The sequence below is a fragment of the Vibrio sp. R-1 genome, from assembly GCF_035615595.1.
GTDB classification, from domain to species: Bacteria; Pseudomonadota; Gammaproteobacteria; order Enterobacterales; family Vibrionaceae; genus Vibrio; species Vibrio cholerae.
In genome coordinates this window covers 1-16,270 of sequence record NZ_WPDC01000073.1, presented here as the reverse complement: position 1 = coordinate 16,270, position 16,270 = coordinate 1, and the positions used below count along the sequence as shown (strand labels likewise).

Sequence of the window (16,270 nt, the reverse complement as noted above, 5' to 3'; positions counted from 1 at the left end):
TGCTTAATGCCAATGCGCCCAATACGGTGGTGAAAATACCAAACTGAGCAGCCGCGCCGAGCAGCAGAGTTTTAGGGTTGGCGAGCAGAGGACCAAAATCGGTCATCGCGCCTACGCCCATAAAGATGATTAATGGGCCAGCGCCAGAGGCAATCGCAATGCTGTAAAACAGATACAGCATGCCATCACTGTATTGGTACTGCTCAGCAAGCAGGTGCAAGGTGGTCATCTGCAGTGGCGTTGCGCTGCTCAAGGCTTGCTTGATGTCGGCAGGCATGTAGGAGCTAAGTTGCAGCACTTCTGAAAACGCTGTCATCACTTCCGGCTTGGCCGCATACACGGCATTTTCGATGGCTGACATGGCAAGCCCGGCATCGGGCAGGTTAGATAAAATGCCACCAAAACCAATCGGTACCAGCAGCAAAGGCTCGAAACGTTTGACGATGGCAAGATAGAGCAGCACTAACCCAACAAGGATCATGATGCCCTGTCCCCACTGAAGGTGGAACAGGCCAAAATCACGCACCATGGCTAAAATATTTTCCATACTTTCCGCCTCTGATTACGCCAATACCAACAAAGCATCGCCGACTTGTACGGCATCGCCTTCATTGACTTCAATGGCACTGATCACCCCGGCACGTGGCGCGCGAATTTCGGTTTCCATCTTCATGGCTTCTAAAATCAGCAAGACATCACCTTCGGCCACTTCATCACCGGCTGAGGCATGAATTTTCCAGATGTTGCCAGAAAGGGGCGCGGCGAGGTTTTCACCTTCTGCTGTACTCGGGATTGGTGTGTGATTGGCTGATGGCGCGGGAGCAACATGCGTCAGGTCACCGCCTTCATTCACCTTCACCACATAGCTTTGGTTGTTGACCGTAATGGTGTACACACCGTGACTTTCCACGGGCTGTACTTTGCTTTTTTCTGTTGGCGCTTTCGGTGTGCTGGCTGAACTTGCTGCTTGCGGCGCAGGTTCAAAGGCTTCTGGGTTATGGCGGTTGGCTAAAAACTTCCAGCCTACCTGATCAAACAGCGCAATGGTCAGCACATCATCAATCGCATTCTCGGCGAGGGTGATGTGCTGCTCTTTGGCTTGCTGCAATACGCGGTCTTGCAAGGTTGGCATTTCGGCGGCAATCAAATCTGCAGGGCGACAAGTGATGGCTGCTGCGCCCGCCAATACACGAGCTTGCAGCTCGGTGTTAACCGGTGCTGGCGTTTTGCCGTATTCTCCTTTCAGCACACCGCTGGTTTCCTTAGTGATGGTTTTGTAACGCTCACCCAGCACCACGTTGATCACCGCTTGTGTACCGACAATTTGTGAGGTAGGGGTGACCAGAGGCAAAAAGCCGAGTTCTTCACGTACGCGTGGGATCTCTTCAAGCACTAAATCGAGTTTATCCAGCGCGTTTTGTTGTTTGAGTTGGCTTTCCATGTTGGTCAGCATGCCGCCTGGCACCTGAGCCACCAAAATGCGCGCATCGCTACCTTTCATCATGCCTTCAAAGGCGTGGTATTTTTTGCGTACATCACGAAAATAAGCCGCAATCTGTTCGAGTTTGGCAATATCCAATCCGGTGTCGTAGCCTGTACCTTGCAAGGTTGCAACCAGTGACTCGGTCGCAGGATGACCATAAGTGCCACTCATGCTGGAAATCGCGGTATCCACTCGATCCACGCCCGCTTCAATCGCTTTAAGCAGAGTCATATCGGCAAGGCCCGCGGTGGAGTGGCAGTGCAGATGCAGCTCGACATCCACTTGTTTTTTCAGGGTAGACACCAGCTCTTCAGCGGCATACGGGGTCAAAATGCCAGCCATATCTTTCAGGGCTATTGAGTCGACACCGAGCTCCGCCAGTTGCTGCGCCACATCGACCCAAGTTTGTAAATTGTGTACTGGGCTAGTGGTGTAACAGAGCGTGCCTTGCGCATGCGCGCCCATCTTTTTCACCGCTTGCAGCGCCTGTTGCATGTTGCGTACATCGTTCATCGCATCGAAGACACGAAATACATCCATGCCGTTTTTCACCGCACGCTCCACAAAAGTATCCACTACATCATCGGCATAGTGGCGGTAGCCAAGCAGGTTTTGCCCGCGCAGCAGCATTTGCAGTGGCGTATTGGGCATGGCTTGTTTGAGTAAACGTAGGCGTTGCCATGGGTCTTCGCCTAAAAAGCGGATGCAGCTGTCAAAGGTCGCGCCTCCCCAACATTCCAAAGACCAATAGCCGATCTGATCTAATTGCTGCGCAATCGGCAGCATGTCGTCAATTCGTAAACGGGTGGCAAAAAGAGATTGGTGCGCATCGCGCAATACGACATCCGTAACACCAACGCGTTTGATCGCCTGAGTCATCTGTGGTTTCTCCTTCACTTAAGATAGTTTTTGTTGTGTTTTATGGTGATGGACAGCGGCCGTGAGCACCGCGAGCAATTCACCTTGGTTTTGATTTGGGTTGGCTTTGGCCTTGTTGGCAGAGGCTTTTTTATTGGTGGTTTTGGCTGGCACTTCCGGCGGGGCAAAACGCACAATCAATTGCGACATCGCACGCGTGGCATACACCAAGAAAATCAGAAAGATGAACACAAAGCCCATCCCCAGCGTCAGCAAATTAATCCCTTCGAGGAACAGTGAGGTTGATTGCATGGTCACTTCCAGTGGTAAAAACAGGGTTGAAAACGGAGAGAAAAAAAGGCGCGCTAAGCGCGCCAAATAATCCCAAGGAGCAAGGGTTAAAGGGTTAAACAAACATTCCGAATACGACGCTGGCGATGACCAGCACAATGCCGCCACCCAGACGTGAAGAGATTTGTGCGTAAGAGAGCAAGCTCATACGGTTAGAGGCGGCAAGCACTTCAAGGTCGCCCGAGCCGCCGCGGTTTGCCATACATAGCCCTGCCGTGATTGAAGCTTCAACAGGGTAGAAGCCCATCGCCCAGCCACCTAAAGCGGCACCGATAATCGCACCAAGCACAATCACCGTAGCAATGATTACGTTGGCAAAGGTAAGAGCGTTGATGATTTCAGCCAGATCGGTGTAAGCAATACCAACGCCGACCATCAGTAACCACAGCATCTGTTTTGAGAAGAAATTCGATAGACGTTTCGCGCCTTCTTTGATTTCATCACTGCACAAACCCGCCGCGTTAAGGATGGCGATGATCACCACCATGTAAGCAAAGGTGTGGATTTGAATCGAACCAAAACCGGGCAAAATCTCTTTCGATAGCGCATAAGAGAAGGTGTACACACAAGCGGCCAGCATTAAACCGATGGCGATTTCACGGTGGGTCACTGTCAGGTTTTTCGCTTCTTCGCTCACATCCAGTTTCGAGCTGCGTACCAGTTCGCCATTGCCGGTTAAGGATGGGATCTTTTCACCAATGATGTTGATGACTGCCGCGGCGACGATGGCGACAATGTTGGCGATAGTCAGGATCGCGATAGCAACCGAGTAGTATTGCTCTTTCGATCCACCTGTGACCGATTCATAAATTTCAGAAAGCGGGATAGCGCCAGCACCATTACCACCGCCCATAATCGGTAGCACGTACAGCATCATGATGCGATCAGGCGTGATACCAAATACGAGGCCGATAGCGATACCGAACACCGCAGCACCCGCTACCGCAGCGAGAATAGTTGGAATGTAGCCAGCCAGAGAGCGGATCAGCAGTTTACGGTTGACCGCCAGAATTGAGCCGGTGATCAGCACTGCGATGAACAGATCCAAGAATTTGCTCTTATCCATCACTTCGGTCACGGTTTTGATTTCGCGATCACTGAGCCAGCCCATGTGCACGAACCAAGCGGCCACCAAGAAAATCATTACCGGCGCACCGCCGATGTATTTATTAAAAATCGGTAGACGTTTGCCAACTTCGCCAAATATTGCGCCGATGACAAACATAAACGCAAAACCACCCACCAGACCGCTAGGTAAAGTGTCAGTAAAATGAGCGGCTAATACGGTGAGCAGTAAAAATAAAAATAAAGGGAGTGGAGTGCCAAATATTTTCGTTTGGCTTAGATTCAATCCACCTACGACTGCGGACTTTTTATCTAAATGTAGGGTTTTCTCGTTCATAATTCCATGTCCAATGAGGTTATTAAGACCTTTACTACATTAAATAAAATAGTCAGTGATAATTGTGAAAATAGTCATCCAAACCAGTGGCTTTAAAAATCTCAATGGTTTTTATGGTTTAAATTTAAAATAAAACTAAAAATCAAATAGATAGGAATTAAATTCATTAAAACCATAAAGAGCGTTAACGGCGGGAAATAAAGTGATTACCCTCATTAAACCTTTTCGGCTGAATTTAGATAATAAAGCCAGAAAAAGTAGGTGAGGAAGCCGACCATGGTGGATATTTATACCTTCTCGCGAGTTTCAACCAAGAATCGAACCAAGCTCTTACAGATCAAAGAGTTTCTCTGCCAGCATCAGCTGACCGTGGATGACGATGTCGAGCATTTTGTGGTGGCTTATGGCACAAACCAAATCATCGCTTGCGGCGGAATTGCGGGGCACGTGTTGAAGTCCATCGCGGTTTCTCCTGCGCTGCAAGGTACTGGTTTTGCGCTCAAACTGATGACCGAATTAACCAACTTCGCTTATGAAATGGGGCGTTTTTCACTCTTTCTATTTACTAAGCCAGCCAATATTGATTTATTCAGACAGTGTGGATTTTTCTTGGTCGATAAAGTCGAACCGCATATTGCTTTATTAGAAAATAGCCCTAATCGCCTTTCTGTTTATTGCAAGCAGTTGCAGTTGTTAAAAATGTCTGGGCGTAAAATTGGCAGTATTGTGATGAATGCCAATCCATTTACCTTAGGTCATCAATATTTAATTGAACAAGCCTGTGAACAATGTGATTGGGTGCATTTATTTGTCGTAAAAGCAGAGAATAAAGATTTCTCTTATGCCGACCGCATGGCAATGATTAAAGCAGGCAGTAAAAATTTATTGAATTTAACTATTCATTCTGGCTCAGATTATATTATTTCACGCGCTACATTTCCCAGTTATTTTATTAAAGATCAGCAAGTGGTCAATCAATCCCATACTGCGCTGGATTTAAGTATTTTCCGCCATTCAATCGCGCCAGCCCTTGGCATTACGCACCGCTTTGTCGGCAGTGAGCCGATTTGTACGGTGACGCGTCACTACAACCAAGCCATGCGCCGCTGGCTAGAAGAAGCGCACGATGCCAGTGCGCCGATCCAAGTCGTTGAAATTGAGCGCAGTCAGCAAGCCTCGCAGCCGATTTCAGCATCGCGCGTGCGTTACTTGCTCAAACAATTTGGCGTTGCCGCGATTGCCGATCTCGTGCCGAAAACGACCTATTCCTACCTTTGCCAGCACTATGCGGAACATTCGCTACAGACCGCACCGCAACGGTTAGCGGTATGAGCGCGGTGCTGACACTGTTTTATCCAATAACTCATTAACAAGGTTGTACCCATGAAAATTGCCCATCCCGCCTTTGCGGGAACACTGGAATCCAGTGATCTTCAGGTTCGGATTGAACCCAATAACGATGGCGGTATTGAACTGGTGTTAGACAGTACCGTCGAGCAGCAATTTGGTCATGCGATTCGTCAGGTTGTGCTGCACACCCTCGATGCGATGCAAGTGCGCGATGCGCTGGTCACCATCGAAGACAAAGGTGCGCTGGATTGTGTGATCCGCGCGCGCGTACAGGCGGCGGTGATGCGCGCTTGTGATGTTCAGAACATTGAGTGGAGCCAACTATCATGACCAAACTTCGTCGCAGTATGTTATTTGTGCCGGGCGCGAATGCCGCCATGCTCAGCAATACCTTTATCTATCAACCGGATTCGATCATGTTCGATCTGGAAGACTCGGTCGCGCTGCGTGAAAAAGACACCGCGCGGATGTTGGTGTTCCATGCGCTGCAGCACCCTATGTATCAAGAGATGGAAACCGTGGTACGGGTCAATCCGCTCGATTCTGAATTCGGCATCAAAGACCTTAATGCCGTGGTGCGCGGCGGAGCCAAAGTGGTGCGTCTGCCGAAAACCGATAACGCCAACGATGTAATTGAGATGGAAAAAGTCATCGAGCAGATCGAGCGTGAATGCGGGCGAGAAGTGGGCAGCACGCGTATGTTGGCCGCGATTGAAAGTGCGCAAGGCATCAACAATGCGGTTGAGATTGCCTTTAGCTCACGCCGCCTGATTGGGATTGCGCTCGGCGCGGAAGACTATGTGCGCGATCTACGCACGCAGCGTTCAGCGGAAGGCATTGAGCTGCTGTTTGCGCGCTGCTCCATTCTGCAAGCGGCGCGTGCTGCCGGGATCATGGCGTTTGATACCGTGTATTCCGATGCCAATAACGAAGAGGGATTTTTGCGTGAAGCGGAGCACATCAAGCAGCTTGGCTTTGATGGCAAGTCACTGATTAACCCGCGCCAGATTGACCTGCTGCACAACGTGTTTGCTCCAACCCAAAAAGAGGTCGATCACGCCATCGCAGTCATCGAAGCCGCCGAAGAAGCCGCGGCGAAAGGGCTGGGCGTGGTTTCCCTTAACGGCAAAATGGTCGATGGTCCCATCATCGAACGCGCACGTTGGACACTGCAACGTGCTGAATCCGGCATCAAACACTAAAGGTCATCTCATGAGTATCAATACATTAAATAACCCTCTGTCTGTGCTGGAATTGGAACGCTACGCGTTGACGCCTTACACCCAAGCGCACGCGATTACGCCGCATCTGCTGGATGAGTCAGCCAAAAAAAGTCGCAAAGTGAAAAGTTCGATCCGCGAAGCGATTGTCGATCTTGGCTTAAAAGATGGCATGACCATCTCTTTCCACCATGCATTTCGTGGCGGCGATAAAACCGTCAATCTGGTGATGGAGGTGATTGCTGAATTGGGCATTAAAAACCTCACGCTCGCCTCAAGCTCGCTGACCTCTTGTCATTCGCCTTTGATTGAACACATCAAAAACGGCGTGGTGAGCAAGATTTACACCTCAGGGATCCGCGGAGCGCTGGCCGACAGCATTTCTAACGGCCTGCTTGATGAGCCAGTACATATTCACTCGCACGGTGGTCGTGTGCATTTGATCCAAAGCGGTGAGCTGTACATCGACATGGCATTTATTGGTGTGCCTTGTTGCGATGAATTTGGCAACGCTAACGGTTTTAAAGGCAAATCTAATTGCGGCTCACTCGGCTATGCCAAAGTTGATGCCGAGCACGCTGAAAAAGTGGTGATGCTGACCGAAGCGATCGTCGGTTTCCCGAATTTCCCAGCATCGATTACTCAAGATCGTGTTGATGCGGTGGTGCAAGTAGCCGAAGTGGGCGACCCAAGCAAAATTGGTGGGGATGCCACGCGCATGACCACCAACCCACGCGAGCTGTTGATTGCCAAACGCGCTGCGGAAGTCATTGAGCATTCTGGCTATTTCTATGATGGTTTTTCAATGCAGACTGGTTCGGGCGGTGCATCGCTCGCGGTTGCGCGCTTTTTGAAAGAGAAGATGCTGCGCCAAGACATTCGCGCTTCTTTCGCCCTTGGTGGTATCACCGCAACCATGGTCGACATGCATGAGCAGGGGCTGATTGATTACTTGCTCGATGTGCAGTGTTTCGATTCGGTGGCGGCGGGCTCGTTAGCGCGCAATCCGCATCATCTCGAAATCTCTGCTAACGAATACGCCAACCCAAGCTCGAAAGGGGCGGCGGTGGATAGGCTGGATGTGGTTATCTTGAGTGCGCTGGAGATTGATACCCAGTTTAACGTTAACGTGATCACTGGCTCTGATGGGGTAATTCGCGGCGCATCCGGCGGCCACTGCGACACGGCGGCTGCGGCAAACTTATCGATTATTGTGGCGCCTTTGGTGCGTGGCCGCATTCCGACCGTTGTCGAGAAGGTCACTAACGTCATTACCCCAGGATCCACCATTGATGTGTTGGTGACGGATCAAGGTATCGCGGTAAACCCGAATCGTCCCGAACTGAAAGCACGTTTCATCGAGGCGCAACTGCCCGTTGTCGAGATTGAAGCGTTGCAACAGCGTGCCGAGTTGCTGACGGGCAAACCCCAGCCGTTGCAATTTGAAGACAAAACCGTTGCCTTTGTTCACTACCGTGACGGTTCGATCATTGATGTTATCAAGCAGGTAAAAAGCCTATGAGTCACCATCCGGATCTTTCAGTCAGTCTGGACCAGCTCCTTCTGCGTAAAGAAGTGCGGGTTCGGCAACAAGGTGAGTGGCTAAAACGCCATTCACTGCCTCTGGTTTCTTTCACGGTTAATATGCCGGGCGCGGTTAAGCTCAACGCTGCCAGCCAAACCGTGATGGATGCAGGTATGCGTGCCATTCAAGAACTGTGTCAGCAAACGGGTTGGCGGCAAGTGGCTTGTCAATTGCTGGTGGAGAAAACCGGGCCGGAAGCCTTTGTGGTGATTCAGGCTCCATCGGCCAGCATGTTGAAAAAAGCCATGATGAAGATTGAACGCGAGCACCCGCTGGGGCGACTGATGGATCTGGATGTAATTGATGTCGATGGACATATTATTTCGCGCCAAGGTGCGCAGTTGCCAAGACGGCGCTGCCTGCTGTGTGAACGCGATGCGGTGATCTGTGCTCGCTCACGGCGGCACAGTGTCGAAGCTTTGCTGGCAAAAATTGAGGAGATGACGCATGACTATTCCTGCTGCGCTTGATCTGCTGCTTGAACTGCCTAGCCAAGCGTCTTCCTCTTCAGGTTCAAGGACCTTCAGCTTGCCCCGCTTAGTGGGGCATCTGGCCTACCATGCCATGATGTTGGAAGTGCATCTCACCCCTAAACCGGGTTTGGTGGATACCGCCAATAATGGCGCGCATCGCGATATGGATCTCAACACTTTTATCGCCAGCGCCGAGGCGATCGCGCCTTATCTGCACTCTTTTGTCAGTGCTGGTTGGGAGAGTGCGGGAAATCCGGCAGCTCAGCTACTGAGCGCCTTACGCCCGATAGGCATAGAAGCTGAGCAAGCCATGTTTGCGGCCACACAAGGGGTGAATACCCACAAAGGGATGATTTTCATCTTGGGGCTTATTTGCGGCTCGGTGGGGTGGCTTAAAGCCAATCAACTCAAAATCGATGCGCAGCATATAGGTGAAACCATTCGCCAAGCGTGCCAGTTTTTGGTTATCGATGAGCTAAAAGCCAAGCGTGATTGTGAACCTGAAACCGCAGGCGAGCGCATTTATCGCCAGTATGGTTTGACTGGCGCACGCGGTGAAGCTGCTTCAGGCCTTGCGATGGTGATGCAACATGCGCTGCCAGCCTACCAAGCCTGTTTAACCAAAGGAGCCAGCACCGAGCAAGCCTTGTGGCATACCTTATTGGTGTTGATGGCCAACAATAACGACAGCAATCTTGTTTCACGGGGTGGATTAGCAGGGCTGCATTTTGTGCAAGAACAAGCGCAGCAACTGCTCGCCAAAGGTGGCTTTTTATATCAAGAAATCGAACAAGCTCTTACCGCGCTCGATAGCGTGCTTATTGAAAAACACTTAAGCCCCGGCGGCAGCGCCGATTTATTGGCCGCCACTTGGCTTATTTACGAATTGGTGCAGTTATTTAAAGTGCGTCACTAAGCTTACCTGTTATTTTATTTGTCATACTGCCCTGCCTCGACAGCAGGGCTTTTTATTGCATTTTTCTTAAATCACGCAGTTATGATTGTCTGTATATCCCCTTCCTACTTGAAGCTGCAATGGTGTTGGCTACGTTCGTTCACCCCAATCACATCGTTTATCTATGCTCATGGGGATGAACTTACTTACCGTCTACCTGCAACTCCAAGTAGTTTCGGTATAACAGGGCTTAATGCCAGAATTATTAGTAGAACTGATTACGGATTAAAAATATTCCATATACTTATGATGCGAGCTTTTCTATCCTGCCTGCCAAGCAAAAGACCTAGAGAGTAAGTGAAGAAAAATGTCAGGAATCAAAAACTTAGAACTGTTGTTGCAATCCATGTCGCCAGAGCTGATGGCGGGCGATTACGTGTTCTGCACAGTCGATGGGGCACTGAGTGACTATTTATCTTTAGAGCCTATCGCCACTTTTCGTGAGCCAGAAGGGCTGACGTTAGTGTTGGAAGCTGAAAAGGCGCAGCAAGCAGGGCTGGAGAGCAGCGCGTTGTTTAGTTTGATCACCTTAACCGTGCATTCCAGTTTAGAAGCCGTCGGGTTAACCGCCGCGTTTGCCACTAAGCTTGCTGAGCATGGCATTAGCGCCAATGTGATTGCAGGTTATTACCACGACCATATTTTCGTGCAAAAAGAGAAAGCGCAGCAGGCATTACAAGCATTAGGCGAGTTTGCTCAAGCCTAGCGCGCTTGGCAATCGAAAGCTGCCATTGTGTTGGTTTGATGGCTTCCCCTACGCGCCCCTTTAGCTCGTAGGGGCTTTGCACTATAATTCGCCGGAATTTATCTCGGACAGCACCATGATTTCGAAAACCCAACTCAAATTGATTCGCGCTTTAGGGCAGAAGAAACAGCGCAAAGCGCACGGCTTATTTCTGGTTCAGGGCGAGAAAAACGTCCTAGAGCTGACCAACAGCACGCTGAAAGTACAACACATTTTTGCGACCGCCGAGTTTCTCGCCGAGCACGCACAAGCCTTAGCGGGTTTCGAATGTATTGAAGCGACCTTGGATGATTTAACCAAAGTCAGCACCTTGGTGAGCAACAACGCCGCGATTGCGGTGGTGGCGATCCCACACATCGAGGTGCCGAAAGCACAAGGGTTGATGATTGCGTTGGATGGCGTTTCCGACCCCGGTAACTTGGGCACCATTATTCGTGTCGCGGATTGGTATGGTATTTCGCACATCATCGCCAGCCAAGATTGCGCCGACCCGTATAACCCGAAAACCATCAGTGCAACGATGGGCAGCTTTGGCCGCGTACAAGTCAGCCAAGTGGATTTACCTGACTACTTAGCCAAGGCGAATTTGCCAGTGTACGGTGCATTTTTGGAAGGGGTGAGCGTGCATCAAACTGCTTTTCAAGCGGAAGGCATTTTGCTGATGGGCAGTGAATCTCACGGTATCCGTGAGCAAGCGGCGCAGTATGTGACGGATAAGATCACCATACCGGCTTTTGGCGGCGCAGAGTCACTCAATGTCGCGATGGCAACGGGGATCATTCTCGATAATATCCGCCGTCAGCATAGTTAATCCATTTACCTAAAACGAATTTACCGAAAACGAACATACCTAAAACCAAAAAGCGTCGGACTGTCCGACGCTTTTTTCATCTCTAGGCTTCTTATCCCAAGGCTTTTTGTCCTAAGGCACTGCACGCTCAGTATCGCGGCTGGGTTTTACTTCTCCAGCATATCCAGTTTGTTCGGCACGCCATCCCACTTTGCGGCGTCTTCCATCGCCGGCTTCACTTCAGTCAGATTTGGCCAATGCTCCGCCAACTCAGCGTTGAGTTCGATAAAAATCCGTTGGTCACCCACCAATTCGTCTTCCTGAAAAATGGCTTGCGCGGTACATTCCGGCACACACAGCCCACAGTCGATGCACTCAATCGGGTTGATCACCATAAAGTTCGGCCCTTCATGGAACGCATCCGCGGGGCATACCGCCACACAGTCGGTGTATTTACATTGGATACAGTTATCGGTGACGACAAAAGCCATGACAATTCGCTCTATCTAGTTAGCCGTTTCGCACACCTAAAGTGTACGCAAAAATCAAGAACGGGGATGATACTGCGCCGCCGCTAAAATTCAACCCACGCCGTTTCGATGGTGGGCGTTTCCTGCTCGAATCTTAAGACAAAGCTTTTAATATGACAGTGGAGGCGAATTCTCGTAAAATGCGCGCCATTGTGAGCCGCCACGCCAGTGGTGAGGCTAAGACACCCATGACCCACGAGACATCCCATGATACGTTTAACTGAACTTAAGCTGCCCCTCAACCATGAGGAAGGCGCGCTGCTTGATGCCATTGCTGCCAAGTTGAAAATTCCTGCTCAGCAAGTCCTCTCTTTCACTCTGTTTAGACGTGGCTACGATGCTCGTAAAAAAAGCGATATCCAACTGATTTACACCGTTGATGTGGAAGTGGCGAACCCAGAAAAACTGCTCGCCAAGTTCAGCAAAGATCAGCACGTGCGCCCAACGCCGGATATGTCCTACAAATTTGTCGCCAAAGCACCTGAGAACCTACCTGAGCGTCCACTGGTGATTGGTTTTGGCCCTTGTGGCTTGTTTGCTGGTTTAGTGCTGGCGCAAATGGGTTTTAACCCGATCATCGTTGAGCGCGGCAAAGAGGTGCGTGAGCGTACCAAAGATACCTTCGGCTTTTGGCGTAAGCGTACTCTGAATACCGAATCGAACGTACAGTTTGGTGAAGGTGGTGCAGGTACGTTTTCCGATGGTAAGTTGTACAGCCAAGTCAAAGACCCTAACTTTTACGGACGCAAAGTGATCACCGAGTTTGTCGAAGCGGGCGCGCCAGAAGAAATTTTGTATGTGAGTAAGCCGCACATCGGTACCTTTAAACTGGTGACCATGATTGAAAAAATGCGCGCGAAAATCATCGAACTGGGTGGCGAAATTCGTTTTAGCACCCGCGTTGACGATATCCACATGCAAGATGGTCAAATCACCGGCGTGACACTCTCCAACGGCGAAGAGATCCAATCTCGTTACGTGGTGCTCGCGGTCGGCCACAGTGCGCGTGATACCTTTGAGATGCTGCATGCGCGTGGTGTGTACATGGAAGCCAAGCCTTTCTCGATCGGTTTTCGCATTGAGCACAAGCAATCCATGATTGATGAAGCGCGCTTTGGACCCAGTGCCGGCCACCCGATTCTAGGCGCGGCAGACTACAAACTGGTACACCATTGTAAAAACGGCCGCACCGTGTACAGCTTCTGTATGTGTCCGGGCGGCACAGTGGTGGCAGCAACGTCGGAAGAAGGGCGCGTTGTCACCAACGGCATGAGCCAATATTCGCGTGCCGAACGTAACGCCAACAGCGCAATTGTGGTCGGTATTTCGCCAGAACAAGATTACCCAGGCGATCCGCTGGCGGGCATTCGTCTGCAACGTGAACTGGAAGCTAACGCCTATAAACTGGGCGGTGAAACTTACGATGCGCCTGCGCAGAAAATCGGTGATTTCCTGAAAGGCCGTAACCCCAGTGAACTGGGTGATGTACAGCCTTCTTTCACTCCGGGCATCAAGCTTACCGACCTTTCCAAAGCGCTGCCTGCCTTTGCGGTAGAAGCGATTCGTGAAGCGATCCCTGAGTTTGATCGTCAAATCAAAGGCTTTGCTTCTGAAGATGGCTTGCTGACTGGCGTGGAAACGCGTACTTCATCTCCGGTGTGCATCAAGCGCGGCAAAGATTTCCAAAGCATCAACCTCAAAGGCTTCTACCCAGCCGGTGAAGGCGCCGGTTATGCGGGCGGCATTTTGTCAGCAGGGATTGACGGCATCAAAGTCGCAGAAGCGGTCGCACGCGACATGATGGCGAGATTCGCAGGCGAGTAAGACTTGCAATAAAACAAAAGGGCTCAGTTGAGCCCTTTGTTGATCTTGATGGATTAAAGCGAAGCAATTACTTGCTACGCAGAAAATCTTCCATCTTATGGCCTGTGATGCTGGAAAGGCTTCTAAACAGATAGAACAGCGCGCCCATCATCAAAATCGTCACCGGCAGTGAAATCACCGGAAAGCTCAGCGCCGTCATTTTACCGATCTCTTCGTTAAAGGCTTCCGTACCCGCAGGGCTTTTGACAATCCACTTCGCGAGGCCATAGTTGAGCACGGCTGAAACAAAAAACGAGAACGCAATCAGATAAGAGCTGACATTCACCCGACGCTCAAACTCCGCCTTCTTCTCTGGCGTGCTTAACGCGCTGTGCAGCTTGTCGTGATCGACAATATCTTCATTGAGCAGCATTTTACGCACTAGCGGATAACCAATCAGATTACTGACCACCAGAATCACAAAAATTAGCCCCGGAATTGCTGCTTCTTTAATGGCTATATAAGCAGGGTCGAGTTGCAGCAAGCCAATGCCACCGGTGAGTAACACGCTAATCATGCCGAGCGCCGAGTAAAAATTGACTTTGCGCTCTTGAATAAAGCTGTAAACCCCAAACAGCAGGGGAAAGGCTAACGCGGCCATCAATGCCCACGTTGGGCCAAGGTTATCTTCACCGCTCATTTTGCTCAAAATCACCACTGGAATAACAATGTTGATCAGAACATTACTGAGTAAGCTTTGGTTGGATTTCATACAAACAACTTCCTAGTGATTGAGCGCCCAGTATACGAATGAAGCGGTTTGACTCAAGCCCATTGATGGCGGCGGGGTGGGTTAATTGTAAGCAGGTGTTGGGCAGTAAAGCTAAAAATTGCATAGAGTGACTTGATCCATCGGGATTCGATAGGCAAAGTGCAATTCATCTTGAGCTATCTCTACTCTAGAAAGCCAAACAACTTTGAAATGGAACTGCCCATGCCTAGCCACTCCTCGTTTTTAGATATTTCAGCGCTGTTTGAACAGTGTGAACAGAGTTCACTACTGAAAGGTGCACAACTCGCGAAAAGTGGCTCGGTACGCAAGCTCACCATCACTGGGCATACCGTCAACGCAGAAGTGAAAGGCTCTCAACTTTATCGCGTGCAACTTACTGGCGGTCAAGTTTCCTCTAGCCGCTGCACTTGCCCTGCGTCGGACTATCAAGCGGTATGCAAACACGCCGTGGCTGTTGCCCTCTGCTTACTCGATCAGCAATCACAGAATGAAGACGGTGAACGTGAGCAGATCCGCCGTTATCTAAGCACATTAAGCGAAGAGGCGAGGCTCGAGATGTTACTTGATTATCTCGAGCGAGATAAGTCGGTTTGGCAAGCCTTACTGGCGAAAGAACAACCCAAAGATCAGAGCCTCAGTTATAACGAGCTGAAGAAAAAAATTACCCAAGCGCTCCCTCGTAAACAGCTTTGGGATTGGGGGGACGTGAGCGATTACTTTGCACAGGCCGAAGAGCAGCTCGACTGGGTATTTGCTGTTGCGATGCAACTTGCAACCGATCAGCAGTGGAAACTGATCCAGCACACAGTCACTCGTTTGAACAGCGTGTTAGAGCAGATTGATGACTCCAACGGTGAACGTTTTGGAGTCGAAGCGCTGATCAATGTTCAGATGCCGATGATTTTGAACCGATTGGAGTGGAGTGAGGAAGAGAAAGCGCAGTGGATGTTTGAGCGCATGACCCACCATGAGTTTGATGTGTATCCCTCTATTGAAACCGACTTCGCGATCGTTTGGCGCAGCAACCCAACATTTTTACACTTGTGTCGCAAAGCCATTGAGAACACACCACTTAACCGTGAAAACGCGTGGGATCTCAAAACGTGGGCCGCACCACTACTGGCCATGGCAACGGATTGGCATGAAGTCATCGCCATTAAGCAAAAAATCGCGTGGCGCTGCGACGATTTTCTGGACATAGTGCAGCTCTACCTTGAGCACCAAGAGCCGCATCAAGCGGAATTCTGGTTAGCTAAAGCCAAAAAGCACGCGACCCCTTATGAAAAGCAGCAGTGCGAGCAACTGCAGGTCAACCTCTACCTCAGTTTGGGGCAAATGACTCAAGCGTGGCAGTTGGCGAACCGACTTTTCACTGAGAATCCCTCTTTTGATAGCTACCAAAAGCTGAGCGCGTTCAAAGCCACACACCAAATTGAAGATGCGGAGTTTTTAGCGCGTATCGAACAGAGCTTGATCGCCTGCTATCAACCCGCTGATGCACGAGGATTTATCAGCCGCAACAGTAGTGATGTGGTCGAATTTTATATCGAGCAGCAAGCGTGGAAAAAAGCCTGTGATTGGGTGGCCAATCGAGCCACCGAAAGTCAGGTACTACTCAGGTTGGCCGATCACATTATTGCCAACCAACCTCAGCTCTCGTTGCAGTACTACCTTCGCGTGGCGCGCGCTTCAATTGAACAAACCAGCAACCAAGGTTATCAAAATGCGATTCACCATCTACAACGTATCGAGCGTTTATTAGCCAAAAATCCCACCGTGTTGGCCGATTTTTATCTCGAAATCACCGCTCTGGCAGAAGCCTACAAACGTAAGCGAAATATGCATAACTTATTGAAAAAACACTATCCAAAGCAGGTTTAGTGGTTCTCTTCTGGTTGCTATTATACCCAAACAACTTGGAGTGCAGGTAGG

16 protein-coding genes are annotated in these 16,270 nt (G+C 50.2%); 10 read left to right on the top strand and 6 right to left on the bottom strand.

What is annotated here, in order from left to right; genetic code table 11:
• The 4 genes from GOU96_RS13685 to citS all read right to left on the bottom strand — a co-directional run.
• Positions 1-547 (bottom strand): sodium ion-translocating decarboxylase subunit beta (locus tag GOU96_RS13685; RefSeq protein WP_324701979.1); only part of this gene is annotated, 547 nt, incomplete at its 3' end.
• Positions 548-562: 15 nt separating this feature from the next.
• Positions 563-2,362 (bottom strand): sodium-extruding oxaloacetate decarboxylase subunit alpha, encoded by a 1,800-nt coding sequence (gene oadA / locus GOU96_RS13680; protein WP_267780733.1) that lies wholly within the window; start codon positions 2,360-2,362, stop codon positions 563-565.
• An 18-nt stretch (positions 2,363-2,380) separates the two neighbouring features.
• On the bottom strand, positions 2,381-2,755 hold the full coding sequence (locus tag GOU96_RS13675; protein ID WP_000483003.1) for an OadG family protein: 375 nt from the start codon (positions 2,753-2,755) through the stop codon (positions 2,381-2,383).
• Positions 2,748-4,094: a citrate/sodium symporter CitS gene (gene citS, locus GOU96_RS13670; RefSeq protein WP_001003394.1), complete on the bottom strand. Its 1,347-nt coding sequence runs from the start codon at positions 4,092-4,094 to the stop codon at positions 2,748-2,750. Before citS ends, GOU96_RS13675 begins: the two co-directional genes overlap by 8 nt.
• 276 nt (positions 4,095-4,370) lie before the next feature.
• Between citS and citC the strand changes: the two genes are divergently transcribed.
• From citC to GOU96_RS13630, 8 genes are all read left to right on the top strand, one after another.
• Entirely contained in the window at positions 4,371-5,426 is a 1,056-nt protein-coding gene (citC, locus tag GOU96_RS13665) for a [citrate (pro-3S)-lyase] ligase (RefSeq protein WP_042987823.1), read from the top strand.
• A gap of 51 nt (positions 5,427-5,477) precedes the next feature.
• Positions 5,478-5,774, top strand: a complete 297-nt coding sequence (gene citD / locus GOU96_RS13660; protein ID WP_000684015.1) for a citrate lyase acyl carrier protein — start codon at positions 5,478-5,480, stop codon at positions 5,772-5,774.
• Complete coding sequence (gene citE, locus GOU96_RS13655; RefSeq protein ID WP_000164137.1) at positions 5,771-6,646, top strand: citrate (pro-3S)-lyase subunit beta; 876 nt, start codon at positions 5,771-5,773, stop codon at positions 6,644-6,646. The genes citD and citE overlap by 4 nt, the downstream gene beginning before the upstream one ends.
• Before the next feature lie 10 nt (positions 6,647-6,656).
• The gene (gene citF, locus GOU96_RS13650; RefSeq protein WP_113628955.1) at positions 6,657-8,186 is read left to right on the top strand and encodes a citrate lyase subunit alpha; all 1,530 of its coding nucleotides are present in this window, start codon (positions 6,657-6,659) and stop codon (positions 8,184-8,186) included.
• The gene (citX, locus tag GOU96_RS13645; protein WP_000018094.1) at positions 8,183-8,719 is read left to right on the top strand and encodes a citrate lyase holo-[acyl-carrier protein] synthase; all 537 of its coding nucleotides are present in this window, start codon (positions 8,183-8,185) and stop codon (positions 8,717-8,719) included. Before citF ends, citX begins: the two co-directional genes overlap by 4 nt.
• Complete coding sequence (gene citG, locus GOU96_RS13640) at positions 8,697-9,638, top strand: triphosphoribosyl-dephospho-CoA synthase CitG (RefSeq protein WP_000154857.1); 942 nt, start codon at positions 8,697-8,699, stop codon at positions 9,636-9,638. The genes citX and citG overlap by 23 nt, the downstream gene beginning before the upstream one ends.
• Positions 9,639-9,984: 346 nt before the next feature.
• Entirely contained in the window at positions 9,985-10,383 is a 399-nt protein-coding gene (locus tag GOU96_RS13635; RefSeq protein ID WP_000014289.1) for an ACT domain-containing protein, read from the top strand.
• 115 nt (positions 10,384-10,498) lie between these two features.
• Positions 10,499-11,233 carry an RNA methyltransferase gene (locus GOU96_RS13630; RefSeq protein ID WP_000624132.1) on the top strand — a complete coding sequence of 245 codons (735 nt, stop codon included), beginning with the start codon at positions 10,499-10,501 and terminating at the stop codon, positions 11,231-11,233.
• A gap of 146 nt (positions 11,234-11,379) precedes the next feature.
• Here the strand turns inward: GOU96_RS13630 and fdxA are convergent, their stop codons facing one another.
• Entirely contained in the window at positions 11,380-11,703 is a 324-nt protein-coding gene (fdxA, locus tag GOU96_RS13625) for a ferredoxin FdxA (protein ID WP_000896327.1), read from the bottom strand.
• A 246-nt stretch (positions 11,704-11,949) separates the two neighbouring features.
• On the opposite strand from fdxA, the gene GOU96_RS13620 reads away from it, so the two are divergent.
• A complete protein-coding gene (locus GOU96_RS13620) occupies positions 11,950-13,566 on the top strand; it encodes an NAD(P)/FAD-dependent oxidoreductase (protein ID WP_114811708.1) in 1,617 nt (538 codons plus the stop codon).
• 67 nt (positions 13,567-13,633) lie between these two features.
• Here the strand turns inward: GOU96_RS13620 and GOU96_RS13615 are convergent, their stop codons facing one another.
• On the bottom strand, positions 13,634-14,317 hold the full coding sequence (locus tag GOU96_RS13615) for a VC0807 family protein (protein WP_267780728.1): 684 nt from the start codon (positions 14,315-14,317) through the stop codon (positions 13,634-13,636).
• Positions 14,318-14,539: 222 nt separating this feature from the next.
• Here GOU96_RS13615 and GOU96_RS13610 point away from each other — a divergent pair, with 222 nt between their 5' ends.
• Positions 14,540-16,219, top strand: a complete 1,680-nt coding sequence (locus tag GOU96_RS13610) for an SWIM zinc finger family protein (RefSeq protein ID WP_267780726.1) — start codon at positions 14,540-14,542, stop codon at positions 16,217-16,219.
• The last annotated feature ends 51 nt before the right edge of the window (positions 16,220-16,270 follow it).